The following is an 18,845-nucleotide window of genomic DNA, read 5'->3' as shown; positions in this document are numbered from 1 at the left end:
GCGTGCCAGGGACCGGCTTGGTCGCCGAGATTGCGCTGACGGTCGTGCGCTGCGTGCAGGTCACGACCCTGCACGCAATCTCGATGTCCAAGGACGTGCCCGCCGCAATTGGTGCACTGGAGGGCTTGATAGCTGAGGAAGAATCAATCGCTGTGCTCCCCTCCCGTTCAACGCTGCAGAGCTGGAACCCGGACGCGTTGAGTGCGAGTGGCGCAGCCGTCGAATCCAGCGGAAGTTCGGTCGGTTCCGCGGTGTCGGGGATCGACGATGCGGTCAATCGGCTCCCGGAAACCCGCGGATGGTCGGGAGCCGCACACGACGCGGCGACCGGGATGTTCGGGCGTGCCGACGCCAGGGCGCAGCAATTCAGCGCCTACACCACCGCGGTGGCGGCGGCACTCACGAGCGGCGCCGGCACGATCGGATGCGCGCGGGCGGCCCTGTTGAGCAAGGCCGATCAGGTCGAGGCCGGACCGCTTAACGTGACCGACCAGTGGGTGGTGCTCATCGACCCGGTGCTGGCGTCGGCAGAGGAAATGGCGGTGCTGCAGGAGTTCGCGCTGCAGGAGCAGGGTGAGATCATCGGTGCGTTCGGCGGCCCCGTCGCACCGCTGACGGTTCCCCTCGGAGCGGTGATCCTTGGTGGATTTGGCGCCGTCGGGGGTGCCGAACTGGGCAAGTTCGTCGGTGATGTCGTATGTCCGTACTAGATCTGCCCGACCCAGACGAGTGGCGGCGCAGTAGCAGATTCGCAGCGGCGGCGATTGTCGCGTGTATTGGTGTCGCGCTTGCCTACCTCGGCCTGGGTGCGGCGGCCTCAACGCGCGGAGGTTATCTGACGTTGGCGGTCACCATCGGGTTTTCCGCCTTCCTGATCCTGTTCGCGTCTGCGGTCCTGCTGATAATGCTAGGGCGAACGACATCGCGAACAGTTAGCGACGCAACCGGATTCACTGTGTGGCCGGACCGGCGTACTACCGCTCTGATTCTCGCCGGCTCGGTAGCGGCGATACCGAGTCTGCTGGTCTTCGTTGTCGCGGCGCCATTGGGCGCGATCGAGTTCGCGCAGACGCGCGCCTTGCAGACGGTGTGGGCCGGAGCCGCGGCAGTCGCACTGTGCACCGTCATGTACGGGTTGCTTCTTGCGTGGCGTCGGGGCGGAATAGGTCACGTCAAGCTGACACCGGCGATGATCGAGAACGTCGACGTCCGCTCAGAGAGAGCCCTCGAGTGGGACGACGTCGTCGACGTTGCCGCTCACGCTGAATCTCGACGGGCGCCTCGAGCGGTCGTGCTCCGACTGCGGGACGGTAGTGAAGAAATCATCGGCATGGCTGACATCTACGTGCCCGGGGGCGCAGGGCTTTACTGGCTGGTGCGCCACTACTGGAAGCATCCTGAGGACCGCGAAGAACTGGTCGACGGCCGGGCACCGAAACGGCTAGCCGAGGGGAAGTTCGACCTCTCCACCTGATACGCCGAGACTGCGTCCAGCGCGGCATTCTCGCGCTTTTGCGCACTGGAGGCGATGTCGGGGTCGGGGTCGGACCAGCCGACGGTTTGATCCAGATCACAGTGGGGGTATCGTCCCGGGATGGAAAGGCTGAGCGGGCTCGACGCGGGTCTTCTGTACAGCGAGTCGGCCACGGTGCCACTTCATGTGTGCTCCGTCGTCGAACTGGACACGTCGACGGTTCCGGGCGGCTACAGCTTCGAACGGTTCCGCGACGAGCTGGCCAAGCGGATCCCGGCGCTGCCGGAGTTCCGCGCCAAACTCGCCGACAGTCAGCTGAACCTCGATCATCCGGTGTGGGTGGAGGACAAGGACTTTGACCTGGCGCGACACCTGAACCGGATCGCGTTGCCCGCGCCGGGAGGGCGCGAGGAACTCGCCGAGGTCTGCGGTCACATCGCCTCGACCCTGCTGGACCGCACCAAACCGCTGTGGGAGATGTGGGTCATCGAGGGATGCGCGAAAGCCGACACCCTGGCGTTGATGATCAAGGTGCACCACGCGGCGGTCGACGGCGTGTCGGCGGCCCACCTGCTCCACCAGCTGTGCGACGAGGTGCCCGACGCCCCGCCCCCGGAACCGGTCGAGGGCCCCGGTGACGCGACGCGGCTGAGGATCGCCGCCGACGGCCTGTGGCGGTTCGTCACGCTGCCGTGGCAGCTGACCAGGGTGATCCCCGAGACGACGGCGGTGATCGCCAAGACCGTGACCCGGGCGCTGACCGGTAAGACCATGGCGGCGCCGTTCTCCGCGCCGGCGACCCGGTTCAATGCGCAGCTGACGTCGGAGCGCTGTCTCGCCCTCGTACAGCTGGATCTCAACGACGTGAAGAAGGTGAAGGACCGGTTCGCCGTCAAGGTCAACGACGTGGTGATGGCGCTGTGCGCAGGCGCCCTACGCGGATTCCTGGCCGACCGGGACGAGCTGCCGGACAAGCCGCTGATCGCGGTGGTGCCCGCGTCGGTGCACGACATCTCCGACCGGCCGGGCCGCAACCAGCTGTCGGGGATGTTCTGCAACCTGCACACCGACGTCGAGGATCCGGTGCAGCGGCTGCGCGCGATCGCCGAATCAGACACGCGGGCAAAGGAACACAGCGCATCGCTGGGCCCGACGCTGCTGGTGGACCTGGCGCAGTCGCTGTCCCGCGGCGCGTTCGAGACGCTGCTGAGCGTTCTGTCGCACACCCCGCTGACCCACACGGCGATCCACAACTGCGTGATCTCCAACGTGGCCGGGCCGACGACCACGTTGTACAGCGGCGGCGCCGCGATCACTGCGCTGTATCCGCTGGGCCCGATCTTTCACGGGTCGGGGCTCAACATCACAGTGATGTCGCTGGGCGACACCCTTAATGTGGGTATTCTGTCGTGCCCGCAGCTGGTCGACGACCTGTGGGATCTGGCCGACCGCTTCGACGGCGAGCTGACCGAGTTGCTCCACCACTGCTGATTTCCGGGTGCGGTTAGGACGCGGCGCGATGCGGGAAACCTAGGCGCGCTGCCGGTCGACGACGGAAAGGATGGCATGTGAGCACCCCGAAGGGCGGCTCTCGGTTGGGCACCCGGTTCGGGCCCTACGAGCTGCAGTCGGTGATCGGGGTCGGGGGTATGGGTGAGGTGTACCGCGCCTACGACACCGCGCGCGAGCGGATGGTGGCAATCAAGCTGCTGCGCCCGGAGATGGCCGCCGACCACAGCTTCCAGGAACGTTTCCGCCGGGAGTCGCGGGTTGCGGCGCGGCTGCAGGAGCCACACGTCATCCCGGTGCACGATTTCGGCGAGATCGACGGCGTGCTCTACATCGACATGCGCTTGGTCGAGGGCGCCAGCCTCAAGGACGTGCTGCGCGCCGAGGGGGCGCTGCCGCCGGCGCGGGCGGTGTCGATCCTCCGGCAGGTCGCCGCGGCGCTGGACGCCGCGCACGCCAACGGCCTGGTGCACCGGGACATCAAGCCGGAGAACGTGCTGCTGACCCCGGACGACTTCGCGTATCTGGTCGACTTCGGGATCGCGCACGGCGGCGGTGAGGCGTCGGTGACCTCGACGGGCCTGGTGGTCGGGTCGAGCGCTTACATGGCGTCGGAGCGGTTCAGCGGGGAGCGGGGCGGTCCGGCGTCGGACGTGTACTCGCTGGCATGCCTGCTGTACGAGTCGCTGACGGGCCGGGCGCCGTTTGAGGCGGCCGATGTGCGGCAGGTGTGGAGCGCGCACATGTTCGCACCGCCGCCGCGGCCGAGCATCATGCGCCGCGGCGTCAGCAGGACGTTCGACGACGTCGTCGCGCGCGGCATGGCCAAGCAGCCGCACGACCGGTATCCGACGGCGGGGGAACTGGCGCGGGCGGCCTCTGCTGCCGCCGAGGGCGCACCTGCCGCGGAGACGGTGGCCCCGGTGACGCCGCCGTCGACGCGGCAGTTCTCGACGGTGTACCCGACCCCGCCGCCGATGCCGCCGATGCCTGCTGTGGCGCCGCCGGCCCGGCGGTTCAGCCGCGGTCAGGTGGGGCTGGTGGCCGCGACGGTCGTGATGTTCACCGCGGCGCTGGTGCTGGCCGCGGTGCTGGTGTTCAGCGGCGGGGACACCGGGTCGCCGTCGCCTCGGATCGCGGCACCGCCGTCGTCGTCGTCGGAGGCGCCCTCGACTTCTTCGGCGTCGGCGGTCGAGGGGGTGTCGGGCACGGATTCGCAAGGCTTCGTAGGACATACGGCCCGGTGCGACTCGGGCAGCACGCCTGCGGCGCTGATCCGGACCTCGCTGTCGCTGGCGATCATCTGCGAGACGAGCGACGGTGACTACTACTACCGCGGGGAGCGGCTGCGCGACGGCGCGAACCGGGAGATCCAGGGCGCACGGCGTTCCGGTGACGGGTTCGTCGTCACCGGTTCGGACGGGGCCCGCTACGACGTGCAGCCGGACCAGTTGACGATCTCGAGCAACGGAAGTGTGGACTCGGCGGAGCCGGCGTTGGAGTACGGCTCGGCGCAATAGCAGGGGACGTGGTTCGGCGTTGCGGGCGTAGGGGTCCTGGTCTGGCCGCGAGATTGCGCTGAGGGTCGTGATCTGTTGACGGGCAACGGCCCTCAGAGCAATCTCGCGAGATAGGTCGCGTCGAAACGCGCTCCCGGCGGCGTTCCGAAGATATTGACGCCTTGGAAGCAGTCTCCAGTGATTCGGCGATGCTGCTCCGGAGGGTCGCTAGGCACGGTAAGTACATAGCCGTGACTGCGGGGACATATGTGGGTCGAGTCGGTGGGTTGGCGGTAGCTCTCGGTATCGGAGCGGCGATTCTGGCAGGCACAGGTGTCGCCTTGGCGGACGACGGCGCTGCGTCGGACACGGCGACCAGCACGTCGCAGACGTCGGAGGCGGCACCGGCGAAGGACATGCCCGACGACAGCACCTCGGAGGCCGACACTGCCGACGGGGCCGAACCGAACGGTGACGTCGAGGACGAGTCGGTCGCAGAGGCGGACCCCGACTCGGCCGAACCGGAGGAAGACGCCGAGGACGAGGTCGTCGAACCCGAGGCCGCCGACGAGCCGGCGCCTGTCGTCGAACCCGAGCTCGCCGAAGATCCGACGCCCGTCGTCGAAGGGCCCGTCGACGCCGAGGCCGCCGAGGAAGACGACGAACCCGAGTTCGTCTCGACTCCGATCTCGAACGTCGGCCACACGGACTTCGAGGCCGATAAGGACGAAGAGCCCGCCGCCCCCGCCGAGTCCGCGCTGGCACTGTCCGTGCTGGCCACCGCCCGCGGAAAGGCCGATGAGCCAACGATCGACGCCGTCGGCGCGCAGGCGGCCCTCAGCCTCGTCGACGACGAGTACCCGATCCCGACCGACGTCGAGGTCACCGAACTCAAGCCGGCGTTCGAGTGGCTGCAGCAGATCCCGGTACTCGGGAGGTTCGTGGTGACGCCGATCGTGCACCTGATCCACGCGATCCCGTTCGTCTCCGAGATCCTGCATCCGCTGATCGGCTTCCCGATCGACCACGACGCCCCGCCCGGGACGCCGCGGGCACGCACCGTGCGGGTGAAGTCGTTCGACGGCACCGAGATCTATGTGAACTTCATGCCGGCCAAGGGATTGCAGGCCGGTGAGTCGGCGCCGACGGTGCTGTCCGGTCCGGGTGTCGGACTGCCGGGGTCGACGACCCTGGGCCTGGACATCGACAGCTTCCTGCCGCACGACGTGGTCGGCATCGGCATGCTGCGCAAGGCGGGCTACAACGTCGTCACCTGGGATCCGCGCGGGGAGTGGCATTCGGGTGGCCGGATGCAGCTGCAATCACCGGATTTCGAGGGCCGCGACATCTCGCACATCATCAGCTGGCTGTCCACCCTCGGCGAGGTCGACAGCGTCGACGGCGATCCCAAGGTCGGGATGGTGGGTGTGTCCTACGGCGGCGGCATCCAATTGTCGGCGGCCTCAGTCGATCACCGGATCGACGCGATCGTGCCGACCATCGCGTGGAACAGCCTGGTGGACGCGATCTTCCCGCGTCAGGCGGTCAGCAGCGTCTGGGGCACGTTCCTGAGCGCCCTGCTGGTGGGCGTGGGGCGCGTCCCAACGAGCGGGTCCTGCCGGCGGTGATCGAGGCGGTGCTCACCGGTGAGGCGGCGCAGTCCGACATCGACCTGTTCAACAGCCTCAACTTCGCCGACCAACTCGCCAACATCACGGCGCCGACGTTGTTGATCCAGGGCACGGTGGACACGCTGACCACGCTGGCGCAGGCCGACGCCAACGCCAAGGCGTTGATCGCGGCGGGCACCACGACGAAGGTGGTGTGGTTCTGCGGCGGCCACGGTGCGTGCCTGAGCAGTTTCAACGACGGCGAGGTGGTGTGGCGGGAGACGATGGAATGGCTGGACCGCCACGTCAAGGGTGACGAATCCATCGATCCCGGACCGTAATTCGAGTGGGTGGATCAGCACGGCGACTGGTATTCCTCGGAGGTCTACCCGGTGGCTTCCGGCGAGTCGGTCACCGCGACGCTGGCCAACGGCGGGAAGACGCTGCCGTTCGTGCCGTTCATCGGCGGGTCGGGACCCAACCCGGCGATCTTGACGCGGGGTGTGATCCGCGCGGCGATGGGGTTGCCGTCGGCGGCGCCGGCACTCAACGCGGTGAACCTGCGCGTGCCGGACGCGACGGAGCCTACGCATCTGCTGGGGGCGCCGGAGCTGACGCTGACGTACTCGGGCACCGGTAACGCCAAGCATGTGTACGCGCAGTTGGTCGACGACGAGACCGGGCTGGTGCTGGGCAACCAGGTCACGCCGATTCCTGTTGTGCTGGATGGGGAGTCGCACACGGTGACGTTCTCGATGGAGCAGATCGCGCACACGCTCAAACCGGGGGAGTCGGTGACGCTGCAGGTGCTCACGTCGTCGTTCAGCTTCCTGAACTTCTACTCGTACGGGGCGATCACAGTCGAGGGCATGTCGGTGAAGCTGCCGACGATGGCCGCGGCGCAGGTGGTCGCGGTCGCGGCGTGAGTTTGGGTCGCGTGCACCGAGATTGCGCTGAGGGTCGTGGGCGCGCCGATCTCCACAGCCCTGACTGCAATCTCGCGGCTTGAAGTCGAGCGCGCGTCACGCCGGCGGCGGGGGCGGAGGAGGCGGCGGTGGTGGTAGTGGTAGCGGCGGCGGAGGTGGAGCAGGCCACGGCAGCACAATCGGCGGCAGCCCGGGGATCTGGATGACGTTCGGCGGCGGGGGCGGTGGCGCCCCGGGAGGGGGCGGAGGTGGCGCGCCCGGGGGCGGCGGTTGGTACACCGGCGCGGGGGCGATCCCGTTGCTGGTGTTGATCGTGATGATCGAACCGGGGATGGTCTTCCCGCTCGGCGTCGTGCCCACGATGACGCCCTTCGCGGAGGAGCTGTTCACCGCGGTCGGTTCCGCGGCGACCTGAAAGCCGGCGTCCTCCAACTTCTTCCGCGCCGCGTCGAGCTTCAGCCCGACCACTCGGGGCACCTCACTGCCGGGGCCGCCGTCGACGTAGCGCGGATCGGTGGGGGGCATGGCCACCGGGCCGAAGTCCTCGGCGATCGGCTTCATCGCCAGATACCAGGTGCGGGCCGGTTCCGTTCCGCCGTAGAGGTTTCCGTCACGGCACCGGCGCAGCGGCGACGTGCACAGGCCCGAGGGTGTCGGGGAGTCGTCGAAGATGTAGTTCGCGGCGGCGTACTGGTTGGTGAAGCCGAGGAACGCCGACGACCGGTGCGACTCGGTGGTGCCGGTCTTGCCTGCCATCGGCAGATCCCATCCGACCGATCCCGCCGCGCTGGTGGCGGTTCCGCTGATGTGGTCCTTGCCCAGCGCATTGGCCATCGTGTTGGCGAGCCCCTCGGGGACGACCTGCTCGCAGGGCGCCTCCTCGAGGGCCACCTCGCCTCCGTGGCGGTCGAAGACCGTGTCGATCGGGCTGGGAGGGCACCACATGCCGCCGGAGGCCAGCGTCGCGGCCACATTGGACAGCTCGAGCGCGTTGAGCTCCAGCGGGCCGAGTGTGAACGATCCGAGGTTCTGGCGTTTGACGAAATCGGCGATGCTCTCGTCGGTCTCGGGGTCGTACGCGCGGGCGGTGCCGGGCTCGGCGTAGGACCGCAGCCCGAGCCGGACCGCCATGTCCATCGCGCGGGGGACACCGATCTGGGCGATCAGTTTGGCGAACGCGGTGTTGGGCGATTTCGCCAGCGCATCGGTCACCGTCATCTGCCCGCCGTACCCGGAGACGTTCTTCACGCACCACGTCTTCGGTGGGCATCCCGGTTCGGAGCTGTCGCCCAGGCCGGTGCCCCGGAACGTCTGGGGCACATCGAGTTTGGCGTTGATGCCCAGTCCCATCTCCAGGGCCGCGGCTGTGGTGAAGATCTTGAAGATGGAGCCGGCGCCGTCGCCGACGAGGGAGAACGGCTGCGGCTGCACGGTCTGGCCGGCGTCGCGGTCCAGCCCGTAGGTGCGGCTGTCGGCCATCGCGACGATGCGGTGGGCGTCCCTGCCGGGCCTGATCACGCTCATCACACTGGCGACGCCGACGGCGGTGGGGTCGGCGACCTTGTTGATCGCGGTCTTCACGCTGTCCTGGACCTTCGGGTCCAGCGTGGTGCGGATCAGGTAGCCGTTGCGGGCAAGATCCTCTCTGCTCAGGCCCGCGCGGGCGAGGTAGCGCAGCGCGTATTCACAGAAGAACGCGCGGTCACCGGCGGCGATGCAGCCCTGCGGCAGCGGGTCGGGCCGCGGCAGCACACCCAGCGGACGGGCCTTGGCGGCGCGGAGTTCGTCGGCCCGGTCGGGCAGATTCTCGATCATGGTGTTGAGCACCACGTTGCGCCGCTCCAGCGCCGCGTCGGGGTACGTGTACGGGTCCAGTGAGCTGGGGGAGCGCACCATCCCGGCCAGCAGTGCGGCCTGCTGCCAGTTGAGTTCGGCGGCGTTGATGCCGAAGTAGGTCCTTGCGGCGTCCTGAACGCCGAACGCGCCGTTGCCGAACGACACCAGGTTCAGGTAGCGGGTCAGGATCTCCGCCTTGGGCAGCGCCGCGTCCATGGCCAGGGCCGCCCGGATCTCGCGCAGTTTGCGCGCCGGGGTGATCTCGACCGCGGCGCGCCGGTCCTCGTTGGTCTGCGCCTTCACCAAGAGGTTGAAGTTCTTGACGTACTGCTGCTCGATCGTCGACCCGCCCCGGGTCGTCACGGCGCCCTGCAGATACCCGGCCAGGCCGGTCAGGGTGCCCTGCCAGTCGACGCCGTTGTGCTCGGTGAAGCGCTTGTCCTCGATCGAGATGATCGCCAGCTTCATCGTGTTGGCGATCCGGTTGCCGGGCACCACCCAGCGGCGCTGCTCGTACAGCCACGCGATGGGGTTGCCCGCCGCGTCCACCATCGTGGACACCAGCGGCACCTCACCCTCGAGCAGTTGCGTGGATTCCTCTGTGGCAGAGTTGGATACGCGCAGAATCGCCGTCCCGGCGCCCCCGACGAACGGGAACATCAGCGCTGCTGCGAGCAGCCCGGCGAGGAGGCAACAGCCCGCCAGCCTGGCGATCGCCCCCCACTTCGCCCGACCCTGGGCGCTCATGGCGTCAGCTTAGGACCGATCGGGGCACCTGACTGTGGATTGCGCGGGATTCGCAAACCGCCGCGAACAGGCGGATGAGGGCAGCTTTCCCCCTCGCTATTGAGTGCCCACTCGGCGTTTGGCGTCTCTGTCGACGGCGGTGGCGATGTCGTGAACGAGCCTGGAATGCCACTGCTTGTGCGCCGCCAAGTCTGCTGTGAGCGCATGACAGTCAGGACATTCCTGCTGGGCCGGGTTCTGCTGTGTCTGCTCCATGGCCAACACCTCCTCGGAACTTATGCGGCTGTGTCCACGGTGGCACGGCGGAGACCCCCCGTCCAGCGTGCATCGCAACGAGATGACTTCTGTCCCTATCCCGAAAACGAATCCGGTGCTCTGATGGAAGGGACGGGACGGCGTTGTTCGTACCGGCGGGCAGAGCCGTCCGTCGGATGGAGGTCACTGCAATGAACACGTCACAACAGGTCCATGAGCGGACGCGGATGTTCGCCCGCGTGCTCGGACCCTTCTTGGTGATCGCCGACGTCGCGGCCGTGCTGCGGGCGTCGGACATGCGAACGCTGCTGTCGGACTTCTCGGCGAACTCGGCGTGGCCGTGGGTGTCGGGTGCGTTCATCCTGATCGGCGGCCTTGTCATCGTGGCCCTGCATCAGTACTGGCACGGTCCCGCGGCGATCATCGTCTCGGCGCTGGGTTGGCTGATCGTCGTGCGGGGGATGTTGCTGCTGTTCATCCCTGATTCGTTCATGTCGTTGGCCGACAACATGATCGGCGCGACGGCCTGGTGGATGGTGGCGGGCGCCGTGATGGCGCTGATCGGTGTGTATCTGACCTACGTCGGCTGGGCGCCCGAGCACCATCGACCGGCCGCACACGCCGCTGACGCGAACCGGGACGTGACGCCGGCCGCATAGCGGCAGCGGTTCATCGGCGACGTTGAGTCCGCCGGCGGCCGGTGCCACAATCGAGGTATGGACTCGGGCCCGCTGGGCCGGAGATCGGTCGGATTTCCCTCGGGCCTCGACGCATTGACGGCGAGGTTCGCCAGTCCGTGCCTCGACGTGACCCCGGGTGGGACGGAGGCGTCATGATCATCCTCTACGCGGTGGCCGGCGTCGTCACCCTGACTCTGCTCTCGCTCCTCGGGGCAAGCGTGCGCGTGATCCAACAGTTCGAACGCGGCGTGGTGTACCGGTTCGGGAAGGTGCAATCCCGGGTGCGCGAGCCCGGGCTGACATTGCTGGTACCGATCGCTGATCGCCTGCAGAAGGTGAACATGCAGATCATCACGATGCCGGTACCCGCCCAGGACGGCATCACCCGCGACAACGTCACCGTCCGGGTGGACGCGGTCATCTACTTCAAGGTGGCCGATCCGGTGAGGGCTGTCGTCGACGTCCAGAACTACATGTCGGCCATCGGGCAGGTCGCGCAGACGTCGTTGCGGTCGATCATCGGCAAGAGCAACCTCGACGACCTGCTGTCCAACCGCGAACACCTCAACCAGGGCCTGGAGTTGATGATCGACAGCCCGGCGCTGGGCTGGGGCATCCACATCGACCGCGTCGAGATCAAGGACGTGATCCTGCCCGACTCCATGAAGCGGTCGATCGCCCGCCAGGCTGAGGCCGAGCGGGAGCGACGGGCCAGGATCATCACCGCCGACGGCGAATTGCAGGCCTCGCAGAAACTGGCCTCGGCGGCCTGCGTGATGTCCGAGCAGCCCGCGGCACTGCAGCTGCGGCTGTTGCAGACCGTCGTGGAGGTGGCCGCGGAGAAGAACTCGACGCTGGTGCTGCCGTTCCCGGTCGAACTGCTCCGCTTTCTGGAACGGTCGACGCCGCAGGCGCAGTCCGACGGTCCCGCCGACGACGTCGCGCGGTCCATCGCGGCGAAGGCTGCCGACGGCATCGGCCTTCTGCGCCTGGACGAACCCGCAACCGGTAGTCGGGTTGCGACGTGAATCCCGCTCTCGGCACACGAGATCGGCCTGCCGCGAACATCTCTCGTGAAGCCGCGGCGGCGGGAACCCGCGTGACGTGGTGGGGTCGCTCATTTCTGTCGGCATGCCTGATGCCGCGTGCGATGATGGCCCGGGTGTCCCGGAGGCAGAGGAGCTTTACATGGGTTTTGAGCGGATCGACGACCTTCTGAGCGAAGTGACCGCCGACGGGTCGCTGCACGGCGTCGCCGCCACGGTGGTCGGCCGCGACGGCGTCCTCTACGAAGGCGCCGCGGGAGATGCGAAGCATGACACGATGTTCCGCAACGCGTCGATGACCAAGGCCGTCGCGACCACCGCGGCGCTGCAGCTCGTCGAGCAGGGGCGCGTCGACCTGGACGCGACCGTCGCGTCGCTCGTGCCCGAGTTCGGCGAGTTGCAGGTGATTGACGGCTTCCAGGGGAATGAGCCGGTGCTGCGGGCGCCCAAGACGCAGGCGACCGTCCGGCAGCTGATGAACCACACGGCCGGCTGCGGCTACCACTTCCTCAACGGAGAGCTGTTGGCGTACTGCGAAGGGCAGAACTTTCCCAACCCGCTCGAGGGCGTCAAGAAGAGCCTGAGCGCCCCGCTGGTGCACGACCCCGGCACGGTGTGGGAGTACGGCGTCAGCACCGACTGGCTCGGCATGGTCGTCGAGGCCGTCAGCGGCCAGACGCTGGCCGACTACCTCGCCGAGCACGTCTACGGCCCGCTCGGCATGACCGACTCGACGTTCGACCTGACCGACGAGCAACGCGCGCGGTTGCTGCCCGTCCGCTTCCGGGCGCCCGACGGCAGCCTGGTGGCGACCGATCTCGACCTGCCTGCCGCGCCGGAGTGGGATGCCGCCGGCCACGGGTCCTACGGGACGGTCGCCGACTACGGGCGTTTCGTGCGCGCCTGGCTCAACGGCGGCGAGCTCGACGGCACGCGCATCCTCAAGGAGGAGACCGTCGAGCTCGCGTTGCGGGACCACCTCGACGGGGCGCCGCTGCCGAAGAAGATGGAGCCAGCCGTCCCCGAGCTGTCCAACCCCGTCGAGCTGCTCGACGTGCCCCAGGGGTGGGGCCTGGGATTCCACCTGTACCTGATCGACCTGCCCGGCATGCGCAGCGCAGGCTCGGCCGACTGGTCAGGGCTGTTCAACAGCTTCTTCTGGATCGACCGTAAGGCGGGGATCGGCGCCGTGATCGCGACCCAGCTGCTGCCGTTCTTCGACGGCAAAATGGTCGAGACGATCCTGCGCTTCGAGGCAACGGTCTACGCGGAACTCGGCGCCGGGGTCTGAGTCCGGAGTAACACCGTGCCGGGCCGTGATCTCTGCGCCGCCGGTCACGACACCGGCCATTCGTGCACCGGTGCGCCGGTGTGCGCGTGCTCGACATACCGCCGCGTCATCTCATGTAGTGCCGCGATGCGATCGAGCCCGCGATCCTGTAGGCGGCGCACCGTCTCGACCTGCCAGGCGGCGCCGGTACGGCCGCTGCGCACCCGCGCTTCGATCACTCCGAGGTACCGGTCGCGGTCGTCGGGATCGACCCCCCAGGCATCGAGCCCCGCTGCCGCGGCGGGCAGCAGAACCTCACGGGTGAGCCGATCGGCCGGGTGTTCGGCGCCTCGCCAGTGCAGTTGCGCCGCCAGGCCGTCGCGCGCCCCACGGTGCAGGTCCCGTTCGGCCACCGCGAACGGCATGTGCTCCCACGGGGCGGGGTCGGTATCGGCGACCGCGCGGACCAAGCCGTAGTAGTACGCGGCGTTGGCGATCATGTCGACGGCGGTCGGTCCGCTGGGCAGCACCCGGTTTTCGATGCGCAGCTGCGGGCGTCCGGCCTGGACGTCGTAGACGGGACGGTTCCAGCGCCACACCGTGCCGTTGTGCAGCCGCAGCTCGCGCAGGCCCGGTACACGCCCCGCATCGACGGCGACGTCGGGATCCTCGGCCTCCAGCGTGGGAAACAGCGGAGGGAAGTCCCGGACGGTTTCGTCGAACAACTCCACGGGATCGTCGATCCACCGGTCGCCGAGGCTGACACGCGCCGGAGCGCCGCGTCGGACGTCCTTGGGGCGGCGGGTGTCAAGAAGCTGCTCCAGCAACGGAATTCGGGTCTCCTGCCAGGCCTGGTTGCCGACCAGGTAGGGCGCGTTCGCGGCCACCGCCAGCTGGGCGCCTGCGATCGTCTGGGCGGCGTTGTAGTAGGCGGCGAACCGGTCCGGTGGCACCCGCAGGTGCAGCTGCAGACTGGTGGTGGCGGCGTCGGGCGCGACTGAGTCGGTGCTGAACTCCACCGGCTCGCACCCGTCGAGGATGCGCACCGAGAACGGGCGGTGGCGAGCAGCGCGCACGCGCCGTGCCAGCAGCTCGTAGCGCGGGCTGTGCGAGATATGCTCTGCGGTCAGCTGTTCGGCGCTCAGGGTGGGCAGCATGCCGACCGCGACCAGCCGGACCCCGAGCACCTCGATCGCCGCCCTGCACCGGTCGAACACGCCGTCGAGGTCGGATTCGCACTCGCGCAGGACGCCGCCCCGGAGCCGGCGGGGCGCCAGATTCAGCTCGACGTTGAACTGGCCGAGCTCACGCTGCATGTCGGCCCGGCCCAGCCGTGCCAGGACCGCGTCGTTGATGAGCCGCGGCCGGCCCAACGGGTCGACGAGATCGAGCTCCACCTCCATGCCGACGGTGTCGTCGTGGTCGTCGAACCAGCCGTCGTCGACCATGCGCCGCAACGCGGCGACGCACCGCTCCAGCCTGTGCTGCACCGCGTGGCCGTCGCCGCCCACGAGGGCGGACGGTTCGACACGCTCACCCATGACGCACCTCCTCGCGGCGCTCGTGGATCCCAACCGTACGACAACGACGGGTCATCGGCAGCGGCTGCCAGGGGACCCGCCCTTACCCGCGGGATAGGAAAGTCTTCCCGTTCCGGCACTGGACTCTGGCTTGCCGGCGATTACCGCCGAGGGCTCTGACCAGCAGTATTCCTCTCAACAACGAAACACCCGAGCACCACTTCGAGAGGAAACATCATGAGCGCATCGACCGCCCGCAAGCTGTCCGGAGTCAAGTACGCCGCAACCATCCTCGGGGCCTTCGCCGTCCTCGCCGTCGCCCCGGCTACCGCATTCGCCACCGACAACGAGCCCACCCCCGGCGGTGGCGGCTGCACCTACACCGACGCGGACGGCTACCCGATCCCGATCGACGACGGCCAGGACGTCTTCGTCGACGGCAAGATCGTCAGCTGCCGCGGCGGCACGATCACGATCACGACGGCGCCCAAGACCGGCGGCATCTTCCAGCAGCCGACCACGCCCGGCGGCGGCATCTTCCAGCCGACCGGGCCCGCGAGCGGCGGCATCTTCCAACCGCCGGTGGCCGACAGCGGCGGCGTCCTCGAACCGACGGAACCCAAGAGCGGCGGCGTCTTCCGGTCGCCGGTGCTCGGCCGCGGCTCCGTGCTGGCCCAGCCCTGACCGCCACCCCCCGCTCGGCCCGTCACCGCAACCGGTGGCGGGCCGAGTCCCTGCGTAGGCAGCGTTCGCGCGCCACGAACCCGATCGCTGCGCCAGAATGCCCGGAGAGGAGGTGCGCATGTCTTCCCACCTGGAAGTCTTCAAGCCGACCGGACGGGAGCTCGTCCCACTGGGCGGCCAGCGCGTGACCCTCGGCAAGGCCTCGAGCAACGCCATCGCGCTCGAGCACGACGACACCGTCTCGCGGCTGCACGCCGTCTTCGAAAACCTCGGGTCCGCATGGTCGATCCGCGACATGGGCAGCCGCAACGGCACCTACCTCAACGGCGAGAAGATCACCGCCGAACGCGTGCTGCACTCCGGCGACGAGGTGCGCGTCGGCAAGTCGCGGCTGATCTTCTGGATGGTCCGCGAGGCCGCCGACGGCCGCCGCGACGAGGAGACCGTCGCCGCCCAGCCCGTCGACGCGCCGCCGCGGCTGACCCGGCGCGAACTCGACGTGCTCGTGGTGCTGTGCCGGCCGCTGGTGTCCGACGACCCGTTTCCCGAGCCCGCGTCGGTGCGGGCGATGGCCGGCGAGCTCTACGTCACCGAGGCCGCCGTCAAACAGCACCTGCAGAACCTGTACGACAAGTTCGCCGTCCCCACCGAGGGCGACCGGCGCGTCCGGCTGGCCAACGAGGCGCTGCGCCGCGGCGCGGTCACCCTCGCCCAGCTGCGCGACGGCGCTACGTGAAGTCCAGCGCCTCGACCGTGGCCACCGGCCCTTCGTGGGTCGGCCGGTCGGCGCCCCCGATGCAGTACACCGTGGAGCCGACCGCCGCGACCGCCTGCCCGTGCACGGGCGTGTTGACCGGTGCCTGGGTGCTCCATTTTCGGTTGGCGATGTCGTAGATCTCGACGGTGGGCAGCACCCGCGTCGGCTCCTCGCCGCCGACGACCACGATGCGACCGTCGAGGTACGCCGCGCCGTAGCTGCCGCGCGGAGTCGGCATGTCCGGCAGCTTCTCCCAGTTCCCGGACTCCGGGTCGAAGCGCTCGAAGGCCGCCAAGTTCTCGTCGGCGCTCAGGAGCCGGCCGCCGACCGTGTACACGTACACGCCGTCGGACACCGCCGCGAGATGCTCACGGGGAGTGGGCATGTCGGCTGCCTGTGTCCACGACTGGCCGTCGAACACCTCGGTCTGGGGCACGACCTGTTTGTCGTTCTGCCCGCCGACCACGACGAGCTTGTCGTCGACCACCGCCGCCGCGGGCGCCGCCCGCGCGTGCTGCAGGCTCGCCAACTCGACCCAGGTGCCGTCGCGGAACGCGAACACCTTGTCTGAGGCCTGCGTGATGGTGTCGGTGGCGCCGCCGATCACCACGACCTCGCCGCGGTAGGTCGCCGCCACCGCATGGTTGAGCGGAATCGGCAGCGACGGCTGCGACTGCCACTGTTGGGTGCGGGTGTCGTAGGTCTCGACGGTGTCCAGCGTCTCGCCCTCCCGGATTCCGCCGGCGATCCAGATCTGGTCGTCAAGCACGGTGTACGCCATCATCAGCCGGGCGGTGGGCGCGTCCGGCAGCGAGCGCCATTGCGCCGCGGGTTGCGGCGTGCGCGGCGCCAGTTTCAGTGCTTCGGCCGACGACGTGGCCTGGCCGTCGCCGGCGCCGGTCGACCCGCCGATCACGTACACCGACTTGCCCACAGCGGCGACGGCCGCTCCGCGGCGTGCGGTGCCCAGGTCCGGCAGGTCGGACCACGTCGACGTCGTCAGGTCAAGCGCGGTAACCGTTTTCAGGGGCCGCCCCGCGGCGGTGCCGCCGACCGCCACCAGTCGGGCGTCGGTGACCGCGACCCCGAAGTCGCTGCGCGGCTCGGGAAGCGCGGGCATGGCCGTCCAGGTGTCGGCGGCCGGGTCGTACGCCTCGACCGTCGCCAGGTCCGCGGTCCCGTTCGTGCCGCCGATCGCGTAGACGAGCTCGCCGTCCGACGCCGCGGCCAGCAGCTGCCGCGGTGTCGGCATCGGCGCGGCCTGCGTCCACCCGCTGCCGTCGTACACCTCGGTGGTGTCGAGCACCTTTCCGGCGGCGTCCACACCGCCGGTGACGACGATGCGGTCGCCCACCACGGCGGCCGCGGCCGCGGCCCGCGGCTGCAGCAGCGGCGGCAACTGCACCCAGCGACTGTTGACCACCCGCCACACCTGGTCGGTGGCGACCTTGGTGTCGGCGCCCTCGGAACGCCAGCCGCCTAGCACGACGGGGGTGTCCTGCCACGTCACCGACATCGCCCGCTGCACCGGAACGGGCAGGGCCTCGCCGCCCTTCCAGCTGTCGATTGCCGGGTCGTACCCCTCGTGGGCGCCGCTGACCCGGTTGTCGGCGCCCATGCCGCCGAAGATCCAGATGGTGCCGTCGGCCTCGGTGGCCGCCGCCGCGGCGAGGGGGATGCGGGAGTCGGCGATCGGCCGCCACCCGGGCTGCGCTTCGGCGGTCGGCCGCGCCGCGGTCGTCACGCCGCCGGCCTCGCCGCTTCTGTTGTCCCGCGACGCCACGATGACGACGGTGCCGATTACCAGCAGCACCGCGGCCGCCGCGGCGGCGAGCGCGATCAAGGTCTTCTTGCGGTTCTTGGCCGGCGCGACGGATGCCGGGTAAGGGGGAGGGGCGACGGGCCACGGCGTGATGGGTGGGCTGTTCGAGGGGCTGCGGGCGAACATGTCGGGCGGTGGCGGCGGCGGTGGGGCCGGCGGCGATGCTGGTGGCGTGGCGGCCGGGATCGGTGGCAGGACAACGGAATCGGACGGTGCGGACAGCGGAAGTGCTTGCGTCCCTTCGGGTGGCGCGGCAGCAGGGGTCGGCTCGCCGATCGCCATCGTGTCTGCGGTCAACCCGTTGTGCCGCTGGGCTTCCTGTAGGGCGCGGCCGAACTCGGCGGCGGAGTCGAACCGGGCGGCCGCTTCGAGCGACATCGCCTTCTCGATCGCCGAGCACACGTCGGACGGGATGCCGAGGTGGCGCAGGTCCGGCACCGGCTGCGAGGTGATCCGCAGGTAGTGGGCGATCAACTCCTCGTCGGTGTTGCGTTCGTGGGCGGCCTTGCCGGCGATCATCGCGTACATCGTGGCGCCGAGCGAGTAGACGTCGGCCTCGACCGTCGGCGGTTTACCGGTGAGCACCTCGGGCGCGGTGTAGGACAGCGTGCCGGTGAAGAACCCGGTCACCGTCTTGTATCCGCCGACGATGCGTGCGGTGCCGAAGTCGCTGAGCTGCGGGTCGCCGTAGTCGTTGACGAGCACGTTGGCCGGTTTGATGTCGCGGTGCAGGGTGCCCGTGCGGTGCGCGGTTTCCAGCGCCCCGCACAGCTTCACGCCGATGCGCAGCGCGTCGGGCCACGGGATGCGGCCCTCCCGCCGCACCTGGTCGGCGAGGGAACCCCTTGCGTGGTAGGGCATCACGATGAAGGGCCGGTCCTGCTCGGTCATGCCGACCTGCAGGATGTTGACGATGTTCGGGTGGCCCGACAGGCCGCCCATCGCGTAGCCCTCGCGCAGGAATCGTTCGCGGTCGTCCTCGTCGAGAGAAGACGCCAGCACCTTGATGGCGACGGTGCGCCCGAGTGACTGCTGGTGGCAGCGGTAGACGACGCCGCCACCGCCCCTGCCCACTTCGACGGCGTCGACGAATCCGGCGGCTGCCAACTCGTATGCAATCTCGCCCGCCATCGCCTCACGTCCTCCGGTGAACTGCGAGTATTGGCTTTTACGGTACCCACCCGAGGCTCAGCAAGCGTCCGAATCGGGT

At 69.1% G+C, this 18,845-nt stretch carries 12 protein-coding genes and 1 pseudogene; 10 read left to right on the top strand and 3 right to left on the bottom strand.

Going from position 1 to position 18,845, the window contains the following annotated elements; all coding sequences use genetic code 11:
* Window positions 1-2: 2 nt before the first annotated feature.
* The 5 genes and pseudogenes from BN976_RS34000 (at window position 3) to BN976_RS01405 (ending at window position 7,018) form a co-directional block, all read left to right on the top strand.
* Complete coding sequence (locus BN976_RS34000; RefSeq protein ID WP_220096290.1) at window positions 3-710, top strand: hypothetical protein; 708 nt, start codon at window positions 3-5, stop codon at window positions 708-710.
* Between the two features lie 131 nt (window positions 711-841).
* Window positions 842-1,474 (top strand): hypothetical protein, encoded by a 633-nt coding sequence (locus BN976_RS01420; protein ID WP_235621945.1) that lies wholly within the window; start codon window positions 842-844, stop codon window positions 1,472-1,474.
* A gap of 120 nt (window positions 1,475-1,594) precedes the next feature.
* Window positions 1,595-2,965 carry a WS/DGAT/MGAT family O-acyltransferase gene (locus BN976_RS01415; RefSeq protein WP_036367342.1) on the top strand — a complete coding sequence of 457 codons (1,371 nt, stop codon included), beginning with the start codon at window positions 1,595-1,597 and terminating at the stop codon, window positions 2,963-2,965.
* Between the two features lie 77 nt (window positions 2,966-3,042).
* Window positions 3,043-4,503, top strand: a complete 1,461-nt coding sequence (locus BN976_RS01410; protein ID WP_036367339.1) for a serine/threonine-protein kinase — start codon at window positions 3,043-3,045, stop codon at window positions 4,501-4,503.
* Window positions 4,504-4,691: 188 nt separating this feature from the next.
* Window positions 4,692-7,018 (top strand): annotated as a pseudogene (locus BN976_RS01405) (CocE/NonD family hydrolase).
* Between the two features lie 96 nt (window positions 7,019-7,114).
* On the opposite strand, the gene ponA2 reads toward BN976_RS01405, so the two are convergent.
* On the bottom strand, window positions 7,115-9,601 hold the full coding sequence (gene ponA2 / locus BN976_RS01400) for a transglycosylase/D,D-transpeptidase PonA2 (protein WP_036367336.1): 2,487 nt from the start codon (window positions 9,599-9,601) through the stop codon (window positions 7,115-7,117).
* Between the two features lie 446 nt (window positions 9,602-10,047).
* On the opposite strand from ponA2, the gene BN976_RS01395 reads away from it, so the two are divergent.
* The 3 genes from BN976_RS01395 to BN976_RS01385 all read left to right on the top strand — a co-directional run bounded on the left by BN976_RS01395 (window position 10,048) and on the right by BN976_RS01385 (window position 12,873).
* Window positions 10,048-10,515: a hypothetical protein gene (locus tag BN976_RS01395; protein ID WP_011778343.1), complete on the top strand. Its 468-nt coding sequence runs from the start codon at window positions 10,048-10,050 to the stop codon at window positions 10,513-10,515.
* A gap of 173 nt (window positions 10,516-10,688) precedes the next feature.
* Entirely contained in the window at window positions 10,689-11,564 is an 876-nt protein-coding gene (locus tag BN976_RS01390) for an SPFH domain-containing protein (protein WP_051558247.1), read from the top strand.
* A gap of 160 nt (window positions 11,565-11,724) precedes the next feature.
* On the top strand, window positions 11,725-12,873 hold the full coding sequence (locus BN976_RS01385; protein WP_036367334.1) for a serine hydrolase domain-containing protein: 1,149 nt from the start codon (window positions 11,725-11,727) through the stop codon (window positions 12,871-12,873).
* Window positions 12,874-12,917: 44 nt separating this feature from the next.
* On the opposite strand, the gene BN976_RS01380 is transcribed toward BN976_RS01385, so the two are convergent.
* Entirely contained in the window at window positions 12,918-14,393 is a 1,476-nt protein-coding gene (locus BN976_RS01380; RefSeq protein ID WP_036367332.1) for a glutamate-cysteine ligase family protein, read from the bottom strand.
* A 216-nt stretch (window positions 14,394-14,609) separates the two neighbouring features.
* Here BN976_RS01380 and BN976_RS34235 point away from each other — a divergent pair, with 216 nt between their 5' ends.
* Both BN976_RS34235 and BN976_RS01370 read left to right on the top strand, forming a co-directional pair.
* Window positions 14,610-15,056 carry a hypothetical protein gene (locus BN976_RS34235; RefSeq protein WP_011778347.1) on the top strand — a complete coding sequence of 149 codons (447 nt, stop codon included), beginning with the start codon at window positions 14,610-14,612 and terminating at the stop codon, window positions 15,054-15,056.
* A 118-nt stretch (window positions 15,057-15,174) separates the two neighbouring features.
* Window positions 15,175-15,792, top strand: a complete 618-nt coding sequence (locus BN976_RS01370; RefSeq protein WP_036368944.1) for an FHA domain-containing protein — start codon at window positions 15,175-15,177, stop codon at window positions 15,790-15,792.
* Here BN976_RS01370 and BN976_RS01365 read toward each other — a convergent pair.
* A complete protein-coding gene (locus BN976_RS01365) occupies window positions 15,785-18,766 on the bottom strand; it encodes a serine/threonine-protein kinase (RefSeq protein WP_036367330.1) in 2,982 nt (993 codons plus the stop codon). The genes BN976_RS01370 and BN976_RS01365 overlap by 8 nt on opposite strands.
* Window positions 18,767-18,845: the final 79 nt, after the last annotated feature.

Source organism: Mycolicibacterium austroafricanum (assembly GCF_000612725.1).
Lineage (GTDB): Bacteria > Actinomycetota > Actinomycetes > Mycobacteriales > Mycobacteriaceae > Mycobacterium > Mycobacterium austroafricanum.
The sequence above is the reverse complement of the archived record's forward strand: the minus strand, read 5'-3'. Positions and strand labels throughout refer to the sequence as shown.